This window comes from Shewanella hafniensis (assembly GCF_019655335.1).
GTDB lineage: Bacteria > Pseudomonadota > Gammaproteobacteria > Enterobacterales > Shewanellaceae > Shewanella > Shewanella hafniensis.
In genome coordinates, this window is record NZ_BPFD01000053.1 from 16,400 (window position 1) to 32,795 (window position 16,396).

General features: G+C 47.3%; 14 protein-coding genes. 4 read left to right on the forward strand and 10 right to left on the reverse strand.

Annotated elements, in window-relative coordinates:
• Positions 1-85: 85 nt before the first annotated feature.
• The 3 genes from K5Q99_RS14915 to fabB form a co-directional block, all read right to left on the reverse strand.
• On the reverse strand, positions 86-1,102 hold the full coding sequence (locus K5Q99_RS14915) for an aspartate-semialdehyde dehydrogenase (protein WP_006085463.1): 1,017 nt from the start codon (positions 1,100-1,102) through the stop codon (positions 86-88).
• 2 nt (positions 1,103-1,104) lie between these two features.
• The gene (locus K5Q99_RS14920) at positions 1,105-2,235 is read right to left on the reverse strand and encodes a 4-phosphoerythronate dehydrogenase (protein ID WP_006082226.1); all 1,131 of its coding nucleotides are present in this window, start codon (positions 2,233-2,235) and stop codon (positions 1,105-1,107) included.
• Between the two features lie 160 nt (positions 2,236-2,395).
• Complete coding sequence (fabB, locus tag K5Q99_RS14925) at positions 2,396-3,607, reverse strand: beta-ketoacyl-ACP synthase I (RefSeq protein WP_037391053.1); 1,212 nt, start codon at positions 3,605-3,607, stop codon at positions 2,396-2,398.
• A gap of 138 nt (positions 3,608-3,745) precedes the next feature.
• Here fabB and mnmC1 point away from each other — a divergent pair, with 138 nt between their 5' ends.
• Positions 3,746-5,887 carry an FAD-dependent 5-carboxymethylaminomethyl-2-thiouridine(34) oxidoreductase MnmC1 gene (gene mnmC1, locus K5Q99_RS14930; RefSeq protein ID WP_220777308.1) on the forward strand — a complete coding sequence of 714 codons (2,142 nt, stop codon included), beginning with the start codon at positions 3,746-3,748 and terminating at the stop codon, positions 5,885-5,887.
• A gap of 95 nt (positions 5,888-5,982) precedes the next feature.
• Here mnmC1 and K5Q99_RS14935 read toward each other — a convergent pair whose 3' ends face one another.
• The 6 genes from K5Q99_RS14935 to prmB form a co-directional block, all read right to left on the reverse strand.
• Entirely contained in the window at positions 5,983-6,747 is a 765-nt protein-coding gene (locus tag K5Q99_RS14935) for an RNA methyltransferase (RefSeq protein ID WP_220777309.1), read from the reverse strand.
• Positions 6,737-7,021, reverse strand: a complete 285-nt coding sequence (locus K5Q99_RS14940) for a YfcL family protein (RefSeq protein WP_006085468.1) — start codon at positions 7,019-7,021, stop codon at positions 6,737-6,739. Before K5Q99_RS14940 ends, K5Q99_RS14935 begins: the two co-directional genes overlap by 11 nt.
• 5 nt (positions 7,022-7,026) lie before the next feature.
• Complete coding sequence (locus K5Q99_RS14945) at positions 7,027-8,205, reverse strand: ATP-NAD kinase family protein (RefSeq protein ID WP_220777310.1); 1,179 nt, start codon at positions 8,203-8,205, stop codon at positions 7,027-7,029.
• Between the two features lie 99 nt (positions 8,206-8,304).
• Complete coding sequence (locus K5Q99_RS14950) at positions 8,305-9,480, reverse strand: MFS transporter (RefSeq protein WP_006085470.1); 1,176 nt, start codon at positions 9,478-9,480, stop codon at positions 8,305-8,307.
• Positions 9,481-9,506: 26 nt separating this feature from the next.
• On the reverse strand, positions 9,507-10,601 hold the full coding sequence (gene aroC, locus K5Q99_RS14955) for a chorismate synthase (RefSeq protein WP_006082233.1): 1,095 nt from the start codon (positions 10,599-10,601) through the stop codon (positions 9,507-9,509).
• Positions 10,602-10,725: 124 nt separating this feature from the next.
• A complete protein-coding gene (prmB, locus tag K5Q99_RS14960) occupies positions 10,726-11,670 on the reverse strand; it encodes a 50S ribosomal protein L3 N(5)-glutamine methyltransferase (RefSeq protein ID WP_006082234.1) in 945 nt (314 codons plus the stop codon).
• 80 nt (positions 11,671-11,750) lie between these two features.
• On the opposite strand from prmB, the gene smrB reads away from it, so the two are divergent.
• Complete coding sequence (gene smrB, locus K5Q99_RS14965; RefSeq protein ID WP_006082235.1) at positions 11,751-12,281, forward strand: endonuclease SmrB; 531 nt, start codon at positions 11,751-11,753, stop codon at positions 12,279-12,281.
• 133 nt (positions 12,282-12,414) lie between these two features.
• Here smrB and sixA read toward each other — a convergent pair whose 3' ends face one another.
• Positions 12,415-12,885: a phosphohistidine phosphatase SixA gene (gene sixA / locus K5Q99_RS14970; RefSeq protein WP_006082236.1), complete on the reverse strand. Its 471-nt coding sequence runs from the start codon at positions 12,883-12,885 to the stop codon at positions 12,415-12,417.
• Positions 12,886-13,054: 169 nt separating this feature from the next.
• On the opposite strand from sixA, the gene K5Q99_RS14975 reads away from it, so the two are divergent.
• Both K5Q99_RS14975 and K5Q99_RS14980 read left to right on the forward strand, forming a co-directional pair.
• Entirely contained in the window at positions 13,055-15,844 is a 2,790-nt protein-coding gene (locus tag K5Q99_RS14975) for an insulinase family protein (RefSeq protein ID WP_220777311.1), read from the forward strand.
• 283 nt (positions 15,845-16,127) lie between these two features.
• The coding region (locus K5Q99_RS14980) for a two-component regulator propeller domain-containing protein (RefSeq protein WP_220777312.1) at positions 16,128-16,396 on the forward strand (269 nt) is incomplete at its 3' end.

Genomic DNA, 16,396 nt, shown 5'->3' on the forward strand with positions numbered 1-16,396 from the left:
TGCCCTGCTACTGTTCACAATTGTAAAACAAAAAAAGCCTGCTGACAGCAGGCTTTTTCAATGGGCATGAAATGCAATCTCGTGCTTAGTAATAATCTCTCACTAAGATCTCGGCAATTTGCACACTGTTCAAGGCTGCGCCCTTACGAATATTGTCTGACACCACCCACAGGTTAATCCCGTGAGAATGAGAGATATCCTTACGAATGCGGCCAACATAAACCGGATCGGTACCAGCACCATCGGTTACAGCCGTTGGATAGTCATCATCTGACTCAAACAACACCACTCCTTCGGCATTACGCAGTAAAGCTTTAACGTCTTCTGCATCGACAGGCTGACGAGTTTCGATATTAATGGCTTCCGAGTGACCATAAAACACAGGTACACGTACAGCGGTTGCATTCACTAAAATCTCATCGTCACCGAAAATCTTCTGGGTTTCCCAGACCATTTTCATTTCTTCTTTGGTATAGCCGTTATCCATAAATTTATCGATTTGCGGCAATACGTTAAAAGCAATTTGCTTTGGATAAACTTCGGCTTCAGCAGGCAAACCTTGCAGCAGTTTAGTACACTGATGCGCTAACTCTTCAATGGCTTTTTTACCTGTACCCGAAACTGACTGGTACGTTGCCACATTAATGCGGCTGATACCATAGGCATCATAAATAGGCTTAAGCGCCACTAGCATTTGAATGGTTGAGCAATTTGGATTAGCGATGATATTGCGATTGCGGAAATCGGCGATAGCATGTGGATTCACTTCGGGTACGACCAAAGGAATATCGATGTCGTATCTAAAGTGCGAGGTGTTATCGATAACAACACAACCCGCTTCAGCCGCAATCGGTGCCCATTTGGCGGAAACATCACCCCCTGCGGAGAAGAAACCAATTTGAGCTTGGGTCCAATCGAAGGTTTCTACGTCGAGAATGGTAATTTGTTTGCCATGAAAGCTGACCGTTTCACCGGCGCTGCGGCTACTGGCTAAAGGGTACAAATTTGCAACCGGGAAATTACGCTCTTCGAGGATCTCTATCATTGTTTGACCCACTGCGCCCGATGCACCTAAAACGACAACATTAAATTCCTGTGACATAGCTACTGACCGACTCCTGAAAAACCTAAATTGGACAACCAATCTACCTCAGATTGACCGTCATAAGCCAGCGCCAATGCACTAAATTCGCGTCTATGTTGGTGATTTTTTCTCATAGTGTCGAAGCCATTCTCATTTAAGAATGTATTTCTGAACATCTTGTCATCATCGCGCAAATCATAGACAAAACGCGCGAGCTGTAATAACGCTTTTTCATTCGGCGCTGTCGCAAGTTCGACCGCCTTAATGTTAAAGGTTGGTAAGAGATCCAGCAGGCTTTTATCGGCAGTGATATTCAGCAACTGACACAGGTTTTGGTAGAGCATAAAAGTGCCGCGCGCCTTACCTTCTAAGCTATAACCTGCGATATGCGGCGTAGCAAATTCGGCCAGTGGCACCAGTTCTGGCAGCGGTGTTGGCTCACCTTCCCACACATCGAGCACTAATTTAAGATCGTCACGTTGCTGCTTCACTTTAATAAGCGCCTGATTATCTATCACATCACCGCGGCAGCAATTCACTAACCATGTATTGGGTTTGAGTGCCTTTAAGCGCGCCTCATCGAACAAATGTTTGGTTTTATGCTCGCCAGTGCGCGTGATGGGCACATGCAAACTGATGATATCGGCCTGCGCCATGATGGTATCTAAGCTCACAAAACTGCGCGGATCGCCCTCTGCAGCTTTGATGGGATCGTTAAGCAACACCTTAATACCATAGGCTTGCAAGCATTTAGCTGTTGCAGTACCGGTATTGCCCGCGCCCACGATGCCGACGACCTTGCCCTTAAGCGGCGAATTAAAGCGCTGCGCTAACTCCAGCATAGCGATAAAAGCAAACTCCCCGACAGCAGTCGCATTGCAACCTGGTGCATTAGAGAAGGGAATATTTCGCTCAGCAAGATAGGTTAAATCCACATGATCTGTACCTATGGTGGCACTGCCGACAAATTTCAGCTTGTTATTGCCTGAGAGCAACTCGGCATTCACTTTGGTGACCGAGCGCACTAATAGCACATCGGCCTCGCGTACTTGCTCGGCGGTTAACGTGCGGCCGTTAACAGGAATAATGTCCCCGAGATCGCCAAATAGCGGTTCAACATAGGGCATATTTTCATCGACTAAAATCTTCATGGGCACCTGATCGGATAAAAGTGGGAATGGAAGGCATCAAGATGCTCGGTATTCTAACAAGACTAATGGGATAAATCCTTGTCGATGCAACAGGTTTACAAAAATCGCCCATAAAAAAGGGAAGCCTAAGCTTCCCTTCTATCGCGTTTGATAAACAAACTTATTTGAATTTACGCATCACTAGCGTGGCGTTTGTACCGCCAAAACCAAAGCTGTTACTCATGACAGTATTCAGCTCAGCATCACGATATTCACGAACGATAGGCATGTCTTTCGCAGCGTCGTCCAGATTTTCGATATTGATGCTTGGGGCAATAAAGCTGTTTTCCATCATGATTAAGCTGTAAATCGCTTCATGTACGCCTGCGGCGCCTAATGCATGACCTGTCATAGACTTAGTCGATGCAATCGGTGGGCACTTGTCTTTGAAGACTTCACGTAGCGCTTCTAATTCGCGCACGTCGCCCACTGGCGTTGAAGTGCCGTGAGTGTTGATGTAATCGATTGGGGTATCGACATCCATCATCGCCATTTGCATACAACGCACAGCGCCTTCGCCAGATGGCGCTACCATGTCATAACCGTCTGAAGACGCGCCATAGCCAATCACTTCAGCGTAAATTTTTGCGCCGCGAGCCAGAGCATGCTCTAACTCTTCAACCACCAAAATACCGCCGCCGCCAGAGATCACAAAACCATCACGGTCTGCATCATAGGTACGAGAGGCTTTTTCCGGTGTGGCATTGTACTTAGTTGACAGTGCGCCCATAGCATCAAAGCCCATGGTCAGCGTCCAATCCACTTCTTCAGCACCACCGGCAAACACCATGTCTTGCTTACCCATTTGGATAAGTTCAACGGCGTGGCCAATACAGTGGGCGCTAGTTGCACAGGCTGAACTGATAGAATAGTTCATGCCTTTAATTTTAAATGGCGTGGCTAAACAAGCGCTGGCCGTGCTCGACATGATGCGAGGCACAATATACGGACCAACACGTTTAACGCCTTTTTCACGCAGTGTATCGGCAGATTGCACTTGGTTAGACGATGATGCGCCGCCTGTACCGACAATCAAACCGACGCGCGGATCTGAATACTGCTCTTCAGTTAAATTGGCATCGCTAACGGCTTCTTGCATCGCAATGTAAGCATAGGCAGCGGCATCGCCCATGAAGCGTAGCGCTTTACGATCGATATGCTCAGCTGGGTTTAACTTGATGTCACCCCATACGTGGCTACGTAACTGCATCTCTTCAAACTGAGCTGAATGCGTAATACCACTGCGGCCCGCTTTCAGTGACTCGGTCACTTCTTGCTTGTTATTACCGATACTTGAAACAACACCCATTCCGGTGATCACGACTCTTTTCATTTTATTGCTATCCATTGTGTACATGTCAGTACCTACTTTTCGCTGAGCCAATAGTATCTGTTTTGACTCAATTAAGTGGTCAGCTTTCCATAAAGGCGAGTAAAATAATGCCAATTATGAGACCGAGAGTAAATTTCTTTGACTGCAGAGCCCAATAAACCTTGCCAAATTAAGCGTGATTACCAGCAATTAATCAACCTTTATCCCGCAACAGCTCACACTGATGCACACTATCTCAGCAAGTTGAGCATTTATCAGCAGCGGGTATTTGAGGCTCATTCACAGCAAAAACTCTTAGTATTAGGCCAAATTGGTTTAGGTAACGGGCTTGAACTCTTATCTTGGTGGCGCACTCAGGCGAATCCTAGCCAACGTTTACTCCTTAAGGTGTTCGAACCTAATCCGATTAATGCGTACGAACTTAAATCACTTTGGGATCAATCACTCACTCTTGTGAAAGAAACCCCATTCGAGCCACATCTTGAATCAAAGCAAGCGTCAGCGTTGGAGTGTAAATCTAAGCTCAGCCAGCTTGCTCAAACCTTACTCGATGCTGAGCCGACGGCTATTATAGGTTGCCAGAGATTAATTTTTGATGACGGTCGTACCACTATCGACCTGCACTTTGGTGATATTCAAACCCAGCTCAGTTCACTCAGCCATTCGCCAATGCATCCGGTTCAACACTGGTTGATATTGCCTCACCTGCTACAGGCGCTACATCATCAAAGCCACTGGCAGATGGCAAAACTCAGTGACGATAGCGCGACCATTGCCACTATTGGATTAAGCGAATCAAGCGGATTAAGTGAAACAACAGTCAACCGTTTCCAAGCCTGCGGCTTTACTGTGAGCGATATCAATGAACTTGGTACCAAAGCTCTGGGTATCAATGCTCTTGGTATACATCAGCCAGTCACATTGATTAATCACCAGCCTGACGCCGTACTGCTACACGAGCGCCAAGTCTTACGTCAGCAAGACGCTAAAGCCTATGCCTTTAATCCTATGGCTGCAATCTTATCCTCGGCGACGCAAAGCTCAATTGCCATCATAGGCGGCGGCTTAGCCTCAGCGCATTTGGCGCTGTCTTTAGCCGAGCGCGGCCAAGGCGCAAAGGTATTTTGTAAAGATGCCGAGCTAGGCCAAGGCGCATCGGGCAATCGCCAAGGAGCCATTTATCCGCTGCTGACCCCAGAAAATGACGAGCTGAGCCACTTTTTCCAACAGGCATTTTTATTTAGCCGACGTCGAGTGCAGGCGCTGACATCCGCCCCCGCTGACAATCAGACGCCGATTTCCCATGATTTTTGCGGCGTATTGCAAACCGCCCACGATGAACGCAGCCAATTACGACTCGATAAAATCATTCAAGGCCAACCTTGGCCAAGTGAAATCGCCTACGCCGTCGATGCTGAGCAAGCCAATGCAATTGCCAAAATCAATCTCGATAAGCCAGGCTTTTTTTATCCCTTAGGTGGCTGGGTTTGCCCATTTGAATATGCAGAAGCTGCGATACAAAAAACGATGCAACTGGCCGATGTTAGCGTCTCGCTCAATACCGACATCCTTGCCATTGAACGCCAAAGCGATGGCTGGGTTTTGTTAACTGAAAAGGAACGTTTCGGGCCCTTCGCGCAACTGGTACTCGCCAATGGCGCAGAATTGACACAGTTTGATGCCAGCAACAAATTACAAATGAGCCCCTTTCGCGGCCAAGTCAGCCATGTGCCCGCTCAATTTCAATTGAGTCAGCTCGCAACTGTGCTGTGCGCAAACGGTTATTTAACGCCAAGTCACCAAGGACTCCACTGCCTTGGCGCGAGTTACGTTAAAGAACCCGAGCATTTAGACTTTTGCCCGCAGGAACAACAAGAAAACCTCATGAAAATGCACGAGAGTTATCCGAACCAAAGCTGGCTTGAAGATATCGACATGAATGGCAACAATGCCCGCGTCGGCGTGCGTATGGTGACGCGGGATCATTTCCCTATGATGGGCTGCGCGCCCGATGTGGCGAAAATTCTTGAGGATTATGAGCAACATCAACTCACTAAAGAAAGTCGCCACTACTGGCAAACCACGCCAGCGCCGGTGCATCAAGGACTGTATATTCTTGGTGGGTTAGGCTCACGGGGACTCAGTTCTGGGCCACTGGCCGCCGAATGTCTCGCGGCGCAGCTTTGCGGCGAACCAATACCGCTCGATAAAGAAACCCTGTGTAAACTCAACCCCAATCGCATGTGGCTGCGAAAATTGCTCAAGGGTAAAGCGCTCTAGGTAATCAATCGCTAGAAAAATAACGTTTTTGAGCGCTATAAAAAAGGGACTAAGTCTCTGCTTAATCCCTTTTTTAAATGTTTTCTGTAAACCACTTAAGCGGCTGTAATGACTATCGCGTTATCACTGCTGCTAGGTTCAAGGCTGCTAGACTCAAGACTGCTAGCTCCAACATGTCGAGGTTTTCGCGGCGCTCTGGGCACTTTTACCCGAGTACGATTGTTGTTATCGCGACTCTGGCGGATCAGCTCATCACCGCTTATGTTCGATGCTAGGCTTGCAGCCTCACGGTGAGATTTCGCCAATCTGTCGTATAACAACACATTGACCGACGCAGCAAGATTCATACAACCGACCGTAGGCACATACACTACCGCATCGGCTTTATCGATAATCTCTTGGCCAATGGTGCCATCTTCAGGACCAAACACATAAAAGGCTTTCGCGGGATGGACAAAATCCGGCAGCGGCGTCGCGCCAACTACCAAATCCACGCAGATGAGCTTAGTGTCCGCCGGAATAGAGGCGAGTAATGAAGTGACACCCGTGAGCGGAATGCGCTCTCCAGCATCCTTAGTATCGACATGGTATTGCACTGCACCCGAACGCGCGGCTAACTCGTAGCGCCTGCCGGTATAAAATACGCCATCGACACCATAACAACCCGATGCGCGCATTATACCGCCGACATTAACGGGCGTTTTAGGATTCACTAAACCGATAAATACCGCGCTGGCATCGAGCGTTTGCTCACAGGCAAATTCAGCACTCGGCATTTCTGTACTCGTTACTTCGGTACTAGTCACTGCAGTATGAGTCACTTGCTCGTTGTCAGTCATAGGCATAACGCTAGGCAACATCAAATTCGCCTACAATCCATGCATGCAGCTGTGCCCATGCCTGTTCAACCAAGGCATAATCGGCATCATTTAATTCTTGGCGCGCGAGCGCTAAACAGTCGGTCATTTTCAACATAAGGGCATCGAGGTCGGTTGCACCCTGCGCTTCAAGTTGCGATAACACAACGGCGACATGGCCCTGTAAATAGCCACAGGCAAACAAAGCATCGTCATCACCATGGCTGACTACACTGGCGATCCACTGTTCTAATGCGTCTTCGTAATGCTCTAACATTGGGTCTAACTCTCCATTAATACTGGATTGGTCGACACATCTGCTGCGACCAATAAATCTGGATTGGCCACCTGATACATGACGTAATCATGGTAGCCCGTCGTCACTTTATAATAGCCGCCAAGCTCGCTATCTAATTTAGGGTCGCCACTATCCACAATTAGTGGCCGTCCATCAAGTGCTTTTAGCTTAGTTTTTGTGGCGAGGATAATAATATTGTCTTTTCCGATGCGCCGAATGAGCTCAGGCGACAACTGTTGATTGCCGCGCCCTAAGATATGGCCTTGGCCGCCAATTAAAGTAATCACCAACTTAGTCGGCTTATCTTGGGTCAGTTCAAGTAATTCATTCGCGGTTAAGTCACTGCCGACAAGGTTTTTATCTTGAATGATATCAACACCTAGCAGGGTATTGTCCAGAGCTAACTCTTCCATCACAAAGGCAACCGTACTGCCAGAGCCCATGATGTACAGCTCATCTTCCATTTGATTAATCACATCGGCGGCGATATCGGCCAGCACGAGTTCATCGACTTCCTTACCGCCCATCTTAACCGCTTGCACATAACGCGGTTCGGCGGGCACTAAAAGCTCGCCAAATCGTTTGGCGCGCACTGTGCCTTGGCGAAAAGCTACTTCGTCGATATCCATCACATCGGCGGACATCAAACTAACGAGTTCGCCATCGAGCAACATTTTAACCACCATGCCAGAGGCATGGGGCGTAATACCGTAAACGCCGGAATGAATTTTCACGCCAGCGGGCACGCCTAGTACAGGGAGTTTGTCGTCGATAGTGGCTTGCTCAAACACAGAATAAATATCGCGGGCCGTGCCGTCACCACCGGCAAAGAGCAGTAAATCCAGCGGTTCATCCAGCAGCGCACGCACAACGGCCTGCGTATCCAGTGCCTGTGTTTTATCCGGGGTTTGATACACCACTCGCGTGGTAAAACCCAGTGACTTTGCTGCGTCTTCACCCATGATGCCCGAAGCGGTAATAACCTCGATGTCATCGGCATAATCACGGATAACCTCAAGGGCCTGCATCATACGCAAAGCGGCTTTGGGTTCGGCGCCCAAGGCAAGCGCCTCTTCGGCAACGCCATCGCTGCCCTTAAGGCCAACACTGCCACCTAAGCCAGCCAATGGATTGATCACTAACCCTAAACGAAACCGAATCACCTTTTACCTCACTTAACGCAATCTTGGTATTTTTATCTTTATATTTTAGTATCTTAATAGATGCTTTTAATCGTGATTGATATTGCTAGATTGACATTGCTAGGCCGTATGGGAGGCAACGCCAGGTTTATCCCTAGGAATAAAGAATACCGCCAGCATAGCGGCAAAAGCGCATCCTGCCGCAAATACCCAAGACCAAACCGCCCCGCTACCATCGCCCCAAATATAGCCGCAAATCCAAGTGCCGAGCGCGCCGCCAACCCCAAAACTTAAGCTGGCATACAGAGCTTGACCTTGGCTTCTGTGACTCGCATCGAAATGCCTGTGCACAAATTGAATCGATGCCGCGTGGGTTAAGCCAAAGGTAAAGGCATGTAATAATTGACTAAAACCAAGCCACAATACGCTGTCCACTCCGAAGGCAACCAACAGCCAACGCAAGCAAGTCATGCCGATACTGACAATCAATAGGGTGTTAACGCCATAGCGACCCAGTAAACGCGGCGCGAACATAAACATCACGATTTCGGCCATAGCGCCAAGGGCGACAAATATCCCCGCTGAAGATTCTGAGTAACCCGCTTGCTTTAAATATAAGACGAAGAAGCCGTAGAAAGGTCCCGCGCTCATTTGCAGCAACATCGCCGAGAGTAAGAACCAAATAATCGCCCTATTCCATTGTAATGGTGGCCGCACTTGACTGGTGTCACGCACTAAACGATTTGCTGGTAATGGCAACGCACTGGCTAACATGCCGATAAACAATGAAAAACCGATATAAGGCAGCACTTCTGTGCCCCACTGGCCAATCGCAAAGCCCGCACCGACAACCAGGCAGATATAACCGACACTGCCCCAACTGCGAATTTGACCGTAGCGGCTGGCATTCTCGCCTAAGGTTTCTAAGGTGATCACTTCAAGCTGGGCAAGGATCGCATTCCAAAAGAAAGTATAGAGGGCCAGACTCAGCGCCATATACACAAAACCGCCATGATAGAAAAAACTCAAATACGCCAGCGCGGCGGCTCCCGCGCCCATTTTTATCAGCTCGGCACGCATCCCCGTTCGGTCAGCCACTTTGGCCCACACATTCGGAGCAACGATGCGCGTCGCCATCAGGATGGCGAGTAAAAAGCCAATTTCTTGAGGATTAAAACCGCGATTTTCAAAGAAGACCCCAAGATATGGGACCATAGTACCGAGAATAGAAAAGAAGAAGAAATAGCAGGCACAAAGCCAGCGTAATTGCCGGCTCGTGCTAGAAGAAGTTGACATTAACGCATTCCCTTTATCTCATGCGCCTATCGCATACCAAGCACAGGCGTGTGACTGCGTACATCCTGATTTTGCGCTCTGTGTCTTAGCAAGTGATCCATCAACACAATAGCAAGCATAGCTTCGGCAATCGGTACAGCGCGGATCCCAACACAGGGATCGTGACGACCTTTAGTGACAACTTCGGCCATTTCACCCTGCGCCGTCATACTTTGGCCCGGCACACTGATGCTTGATGTGGGTTTTAAGGCAATATGGGCAATGATCGGCTGGCCCGATGAAATTCCACCGAGCACACCACCCGCATGGTTGGATTCAAAGCCCTGGGGTGACATTAAGTCACGACCTTCGGAGCCCTTTTGAGTCACGACGCCAAAACCATCACCAATCTCAACACCTTTGACAGCATTGATGCCCATCAGCGCGTGGGCAATATCAGCATCCAATCGATCAAATACTGGCTCACCTAAACCCACTGGCACACCAGTGGCAATAACGGAGATTTTCGCGCCAATGGAGTCACCGGATTTTTTCAGCTCACGCATGTATTCATCAAGCGCTTCAAGCTTGCTGGCATCGGGGAAGAAAAAGGCATTTTGCTCAATTTGGTCAAGATCAATAGTCTGCGCACAAATAGGACCCAGCTGGGACATAAACCCATAGATCTCGATACCATGAACTTGCTTCAAATACTTTTTAGCCACCGCACCTGCCGCAACGCGCATCGCGGTTTCACGGGCAGACGAGCGGCCACCACCACGATAGTCACGCATACCGTACTTTTGCTGGTAGGTATAATCGGCGTGCCCCGGACGGAATAAATCTTTGATATTAGAGTAATCTTGACTGCGTTGATCGGTATTTTCGATCAAGAGTCCAATTGAAGTACCCGTGGTTTTACCCTCGAAAACGCCGGATAAAATCCGCACTTCGTCAGGCTCACGGCGGGCCGTGGTATATCGGGATGTCCCTGGGCGACGGCGGTCAAGATCATGCTGCATATCGGCTTCGGTTAATTCAAGCCCTGGTGGGCAACCATCAATAATGCAACCCAGTGCAACACCGTGACTCTCACCAAACGTCGTCACTACAAAATTTTGACCAATACTGTTTCCAGACATCCGCTTTGTACACCTTAGGTTATTTGTTCATCGCTCCGTGTCCAGCGACCACTGGACAATTTATTTTCCCGCTGCAAGCCTAACTGGCAGCGGGAAAAGTCTCAACCTAATTTGCTATCTTAGGTTATTCTGCGTCGCGATAAATGCCGAACACTGACTGATTTTCGACCAGTTGATCGCGGGTCAATACAAACACGCCATCGCCGCCATTTTCAAAGTTAATCCAAGTGAATGGCACTTCTGGGAATTGCTCAATTAAATGCACCATAGAATTACCGACTTCAACTACGAGTAAACCCGTTGGTGTGAGGTATTGCGCGGCATTGGCCAGTATGCGTTTGGTTAAATCTAACCCGTCGCGACCTGAGGCTAAACCGATGGCAGGCTCATGATGATATTCATCTGGCATGTCGCCAATGTCTTCGGCATCAACATAAGGTGGGTTTGAGACAATCAAATCATACTGTGGACCTTCTGGGATTGCCGAGAACAAATCCGATTGCATCGGGAATACTCGGTCCATCACGCCTAAGGTTTCGATATTGATTTGCGCCACATCTAAAGCATCTTCGCTGATATCCAGCGCGTCAACTTCGGCGTCTTCAAATTCGTAGGCACAGGCGATAGCGATACAAGCGCTGCCAGTACATAAATCTAAAATACGCGTTACTGGTTTGCCGTATAACCAAGGGCTAAAACGGTTAGCGATCATTTCAGCAATCGGTGAACGAGGCACTAACACGCGCTCATCGACGTAAAATTCCAATCCAGCAAAACGCGCTTTATTAGTCAGGTAAGGCACAGGTAGGCGCTCTCTGACACGGCGAATAATCAACTCGACAATTTTATGCTTTTCACTGCTGGTCAAGTTGCTTAAAATCACTTGCTGGCCGATTTCTTCGGGTAAGTGTAAAGCATGGAAAACTAAGGCGATGGCTTCATCCCACGCGTTATCAGTACCATGACCATAATACACATTGGCGTCGTTAAAACGGCTCACGGCCCAACGTAACATATCGCCAATAGTGCGTAATTCTGTCACAGCTTCATCTACAAAGATCTTATCCAAAACGTGCTCCCGCTAGTTTGTTCGCGAACATTGTAACTGAACTCTATTCAGAAACCATAGGATTCAATAGAATACCCGCCATGAATAAAGACGACGACAAAGAAGGCTTGGCGATGTTCTCAGCGCTTATCGATGGTATTAAACCCATCACGCAAAATAAGCGACACTTTCGCACGCCCTTAAAAACCAAACAGGAAATAGAACTGAAAGAGCAGCAACTGCATGCTAACAGTTATTTCTCAGATACTTATCAGCCACTACTGCCAGTACAAGGGCCAATGCGTTGGTTAGAGGAAGGGGTTGATAGCCTAGAACTCAAACGCCTGCGACGTGGAGATTACCAGCCAGATTTACTGCTGGATTTGCACGGCTATCGCCAATCGGAAGCCAAACTTGAGCTAGCGGCACTGATCCAAGCCTGCGTTAAACAGCAAAGCCTGTGTTGCTGCATTATGCATGGTTACGGCAGTGGCATATTGAAACAACAAGTCCCCATGTGGTTAGTGCAGCATCCTATGGTGAAGGCTTTCCATCAGGCCCCTAAAGAATGGGGCGGCGATGCGGCATTATTAGTGCTGATTGATATTGGTGAGCAGCCGCATAGACGTTAACTCGCTATCGACTTTAAACATTAACGTTTCCGATTTGGCGATTTAGAGATTTTGCGAGTTTCCTACGTTTACTGAAAACGAAACGGCCCACATTCAGTGGGCCGTTTGTTTGTAAAAGGGATATAAATCAAGACTAGCTAATGCTGTGGGGTGCGTGCTGCCATACGATTGAAGCTTGCTCGGCATGTTTATCAATGAGCGTAATGCCCGAGGTGGCAAATAACGGCGGCTCAACACCCGCCACTAACTCACTGACTAAATAGCCCAATAACGGCATGTGAGCAATCACTAGCACTTTATCCGCCTTGTATAACTCAGCGTAGGCTACAACTAACGCGGCTACATTGGCGGGATCGCCAGAAGGAACAAGATCATCAGCGACTAACCACTTACGCGGCTCAGGAAAATGCTGACTCAGCTCCTGCCAAGTTTGCTGTGCACGTAAGTAAGGACTCACCAAAACAAGATCGAAATCAGTCACACTGCGAGCCAACCAGTTGCTCATCAACACAGTATGGTGCCTTCCAACATCGGTCAGTGTTCTGTCTCTATCAGACTGAGCATTAAATCCGGCGTCACCATGTCTCATTAAAAATAGCTGCATACTTCTCTCGCGACTCAAACTTGTTTTTGTTTTATCCCAATTGTAGCCCTAAAATCCATTTCAACAAACCTTGTAAGACTTAATCTTTAGTCGATAAACACAAGAGATATTTGCTAAAAACCATTAAGACTATCAATATATAACAAGCTATCGTTATCGGAGTGTCTCTTTGCAAGCCTCTCAGTCCATTTATAAAAGTCCAAACGATCACCGTCAGTATCGTTATCTTGTGTTAGATAATGCGCTTAGGGTGTTATTGGTTGAAGATCAAGATGCCAGCCAAGCGGCCGCATCTATGGCTGTAGGCGTGGGTCATTTTGATGATCCCGCGGATAGACCCGGCATGGCGCACTTTTTAGAGCATATGCTCTTTCTTGGTACCGAAAAATTTCCCGACTCAGGCGAGTACCACGCCTTTATCAACCAACATGGCGGCAGCAATAACGCTTGGACGGGCACAGAGCACACCAACTTCTTTTTCACCATCAATGAAGACGTGTTTGCCGACTCCTTAGACAGATTCAGCCAATTTTTTATTGCACCTAAATTTGACTTAGAACTGGTCGACAGAGAGCGCCAAGCCATTGAATCTGAATTTAGTTTAAAACTGAAAGACGATATCCGCCGTACCTATCAAGTGCTCAAAGAGACAGTTAATCCACTGCATCCTTTCTCAAAATTTTCAGTCGGTAACTTAGTCACCTTAGGCGGAGAGCAAGCACAGGTACGTAGCGAATTACTCGATTTCTATCAAAGCCACTACAGCGCCAACTTAATGACCTTGTGCTTAGTCGCGCCGCTTTCCCTCGACGAATTAGAAGATTTAGCCTGCCATTATTTTAGCGGGATCCAAAACTTGAACTTAGTGAAAAACTATCCTCAAGTGCCGCTGTTTTCAGAAAATGAGCTGTTAACCCAAATTGATATCGTGCCGCTTAAGGAGCAAAAACGCTTAAGCATCAGCTTTAATTTCCCTGGCATTGACCACTACTACAAACGTAAGCCTTTGACTTATATCAGCCATATTTTAGGCAATGAGAGCCATGGCAGCCTTTTGTCCTATCTTAAAGAGCAGGGACTGGTGAATAACTTGTCCGCGGGCGGCGGCGTAAATGGTTATAACTTCAAAGATTACAGTATCGGTTTACAGTTAACCGATAAGGGACTGGCGAATCTTGATGAGATTATCAGCTGCTGTTTTGAGTATATTGAACTCATCAAAACCCAAGGTTTAGATGAGTGGCGCTATTTAGAGCGCGCAAACCTACTCAAAATGGCGTTTCGCTACCAAGAGCAAGTTAAATCACTCGATTTGGCCAGCCACCTCAGCATCAATATGCATCATTATGAAGTCGAAGATTTGGTCTTTGGTGACTATCGAATGGATGGGCTGGATATTCCAGAAACCATAGCCCTACTCGAGCTAATGACGCCCCACAATATGCGTCTGCAGCTTATCGCACAATCGGTTAAAACGGATCGTAAAGCCAACTGGTATCACACGCCCTATAAAGTGCGCCCTATTGCACCTCAGTCCCTCGTTCGTTGGCAAGTGAGCAGTATTCGCTCAGAATTACAATTACCTGCTGCAAACCCATTTATCGTCGCCGACTCCATTCCTCGACCAGATAAGAGCGATGTCGAGGTACCAGTGATCGTTGCAGAATCGACGGGATACCGTATTTGGCACAAGAAAGACGATGAGTTTAATGTACCCAAAGGCCACATGTATTTGTCGCTGGACTCAGAGCAGGCGAGTAAAACACCAAAACATGCCGCCCTCACCCGCCTGTATGTTGAAATGCTGCTCGATTATCTGACAGAACCAACCTATCAGGCCGAAGTCGCGGGCTTAAGTTACAATATTTATCCGCATCAAGGTGGCATTACCCTGCATTTATCGGGCTTTACCGGTAATCAAGAAACCCTGTTGGCCTTGTTAATCCACAAAGCCAGAGAGCGTAATTTTACTGAAGAACGTTTTGCCCTAATTAAATCTCAACTACTGCGCAGTTGGCAGAATCTAGCGCAGGCTAAACCTATTTCACAATTGTTTACTAGCCTCACTGTCACGCTACAAAAAAGCAGTTATGAGCCTGCCCGCATGGCTCAAATGCTCGAAGACATAAGCCTTGAAGATTTGCATAACCATGTACGCGCCTTTTACGAGAAGATCTATCTTGAAGGATTAGTTTATGGGGATTGGTTAGTCTCTGAAGCACAAGCTCTCGGTAAACGCTTAGAGCACATTTTATTTTTAGTTTCAACGCCAAGCGCCGAGTCCACCAGAGAGTTAGTCAATTTAACGGGTCAAGGCACCTTACTTAGAGAACTTGCGATAGATCATCAAGATAGCGCGATCATTGTGTATTACCAATCTGCTGTGGCAACGCCAGAAAAAATGGCTCTATTTAGCTTACTGAACCACACTATGTCGTCCACCTTCTTCCATGAACTGCGCACTGAAAAACAGTTGGGCTACATGGTAGGCACAGGTTATCTGCCGCTCAATCGCCATCCAGGACTCATTTTTTATATCCAGTCACCTACGACTGGACCACTGCATTTATTAGAGGCGATAGATGAGTTTATTGCCGACTTTAATTATGCCGTGATGCAAATCACCAACGAAGAATGGGAAAGCACTAAGGTCGGTCTTATTAGTCAGATCATGGAGCACGATGCGAACCTCAAAACTCGCAGCCAACGATATTGGGTCAGTGTCGGCAACAGAGATTATCAATTTAACCAAAGGGAGCTCGTTGTAGACGAAATCACTAAGCTCACCCGCACTGATTTACTCAAATTCATGATGCGTAAAATGCGCACCAAACACAGTGACCGCTTAGTCTTATTTAGCACGGGTGAACAGCACAGAACTCAGGCTGCGTTGCAGTCAGAAAAAATGATCACAGATCTCAAAACGTTTAAGCAAACGGCAGAGAAGTTTAATTTCTAAACAAAAACACTTTTACACACACATTTGTTCACAAAGTTGGACAAACAAACAAAACCGCTACAAATTGGCCCAACTATAGTTGTATCTATCACGGTTGGGCGTAATACTAATGTAAAACATGGCTAGTCCATGTTCTCCCCCTTCTACAGCGAACAATTTTGCTGCATCTACATGCTGTTAAAAGGATTTTTAGCCGCCTCCGCTTTGACAAAGCCCTCACTTTCTGGAAAAGTGATGTAACACAATTGTTTCATGGCATCCTCGGATAATAAGAATAAACACTATGCCTAAAGCACTCTTTAAAATTATTTTTCTTCTAGCTATTTTCCTATCGACTGCAGAAGCGCAACAATTACCAATAGCTTTAAAAACTGAGTCCTATGGCGTTCCAGAAGGCCTATCCCAAAGTACAGTCACATCGGTCATTGAAGATAATGATGGTTACATCTGGATTGGTACTTTGAACGGATTAAATCGATTCGACGGTGAAGAATTTAAGCATTTTTTTGCACATGATCACTCAGGTCTATCTAGTTCATTTATTCAAAGCCT

Excerpts from the sequence above, each read along its gene's own strand:
- K5Q99_RS14915 (WP_006085463.1), bottom strand. The coding sequence starts at position 1,102 with ATGTCACAGGAATTTAATGTTGTCGTTTTAGGTGCATCGGGCGCAGTG.
- K5Q99_RS14920 (WP_006082226.1), bottom strand. The coding sequence starts at position 2,235 with ATGAAGATTTTAGTCGATGAAAATATGCCCTATGTTGAACCGCTATTT.
- fabB (WP_037391053.1), bottom strand. The coding sequence starts at position 3,607 with ATGAAAAGAGTCGTGATCACCGGAATGGGTGTTGTTTCAAGTATCGGT.
- K5Q99_RS14935 (WP_220777309.1), bottom strand. The coding sequence starts at position 6,747 with ATGTTGCCTAGCGTTATGCCTATGACTGACAACGAGCAAGTGACTCAT.
- K5Q99_RS14940 (WP_006085468.1), bottom strand. The coding sequence starts at position 7,021 with ATGTTAGAGCATTACGAAGACGCATTAGAACAGTGGATCGCCAGTGTA.
- K5Q99_RS14950 (WP_006085470.1), bottom strand. The coding sequence starts at position 9,480 with ATGTCAACTTCTTCTAGCACGAGCCGGCAATTACGCTGGCTTTGTGCC.
- aroC (WP_006082233.1), bottom strand. The coding sequence starts at position 10,601 with ATGTCTGGAAACAGTATTGGTCAAAATTTTGTAGTGACGACGTTTGGT.
- smrB (WP_006082235.1), top strand. The coding sequence starts at position 11,751 with ATGAATAAAGACGACGACAAAGAAGGCTTGGCGATGTTCTCAGCGCTT.
- sixA (WP_006082236.1), bottom strand. The coding sequence starts at position 12,885 with ATGCAGCTATTTTTAATGAGACATGGTGACGCCGGATTTAATGCTCAG.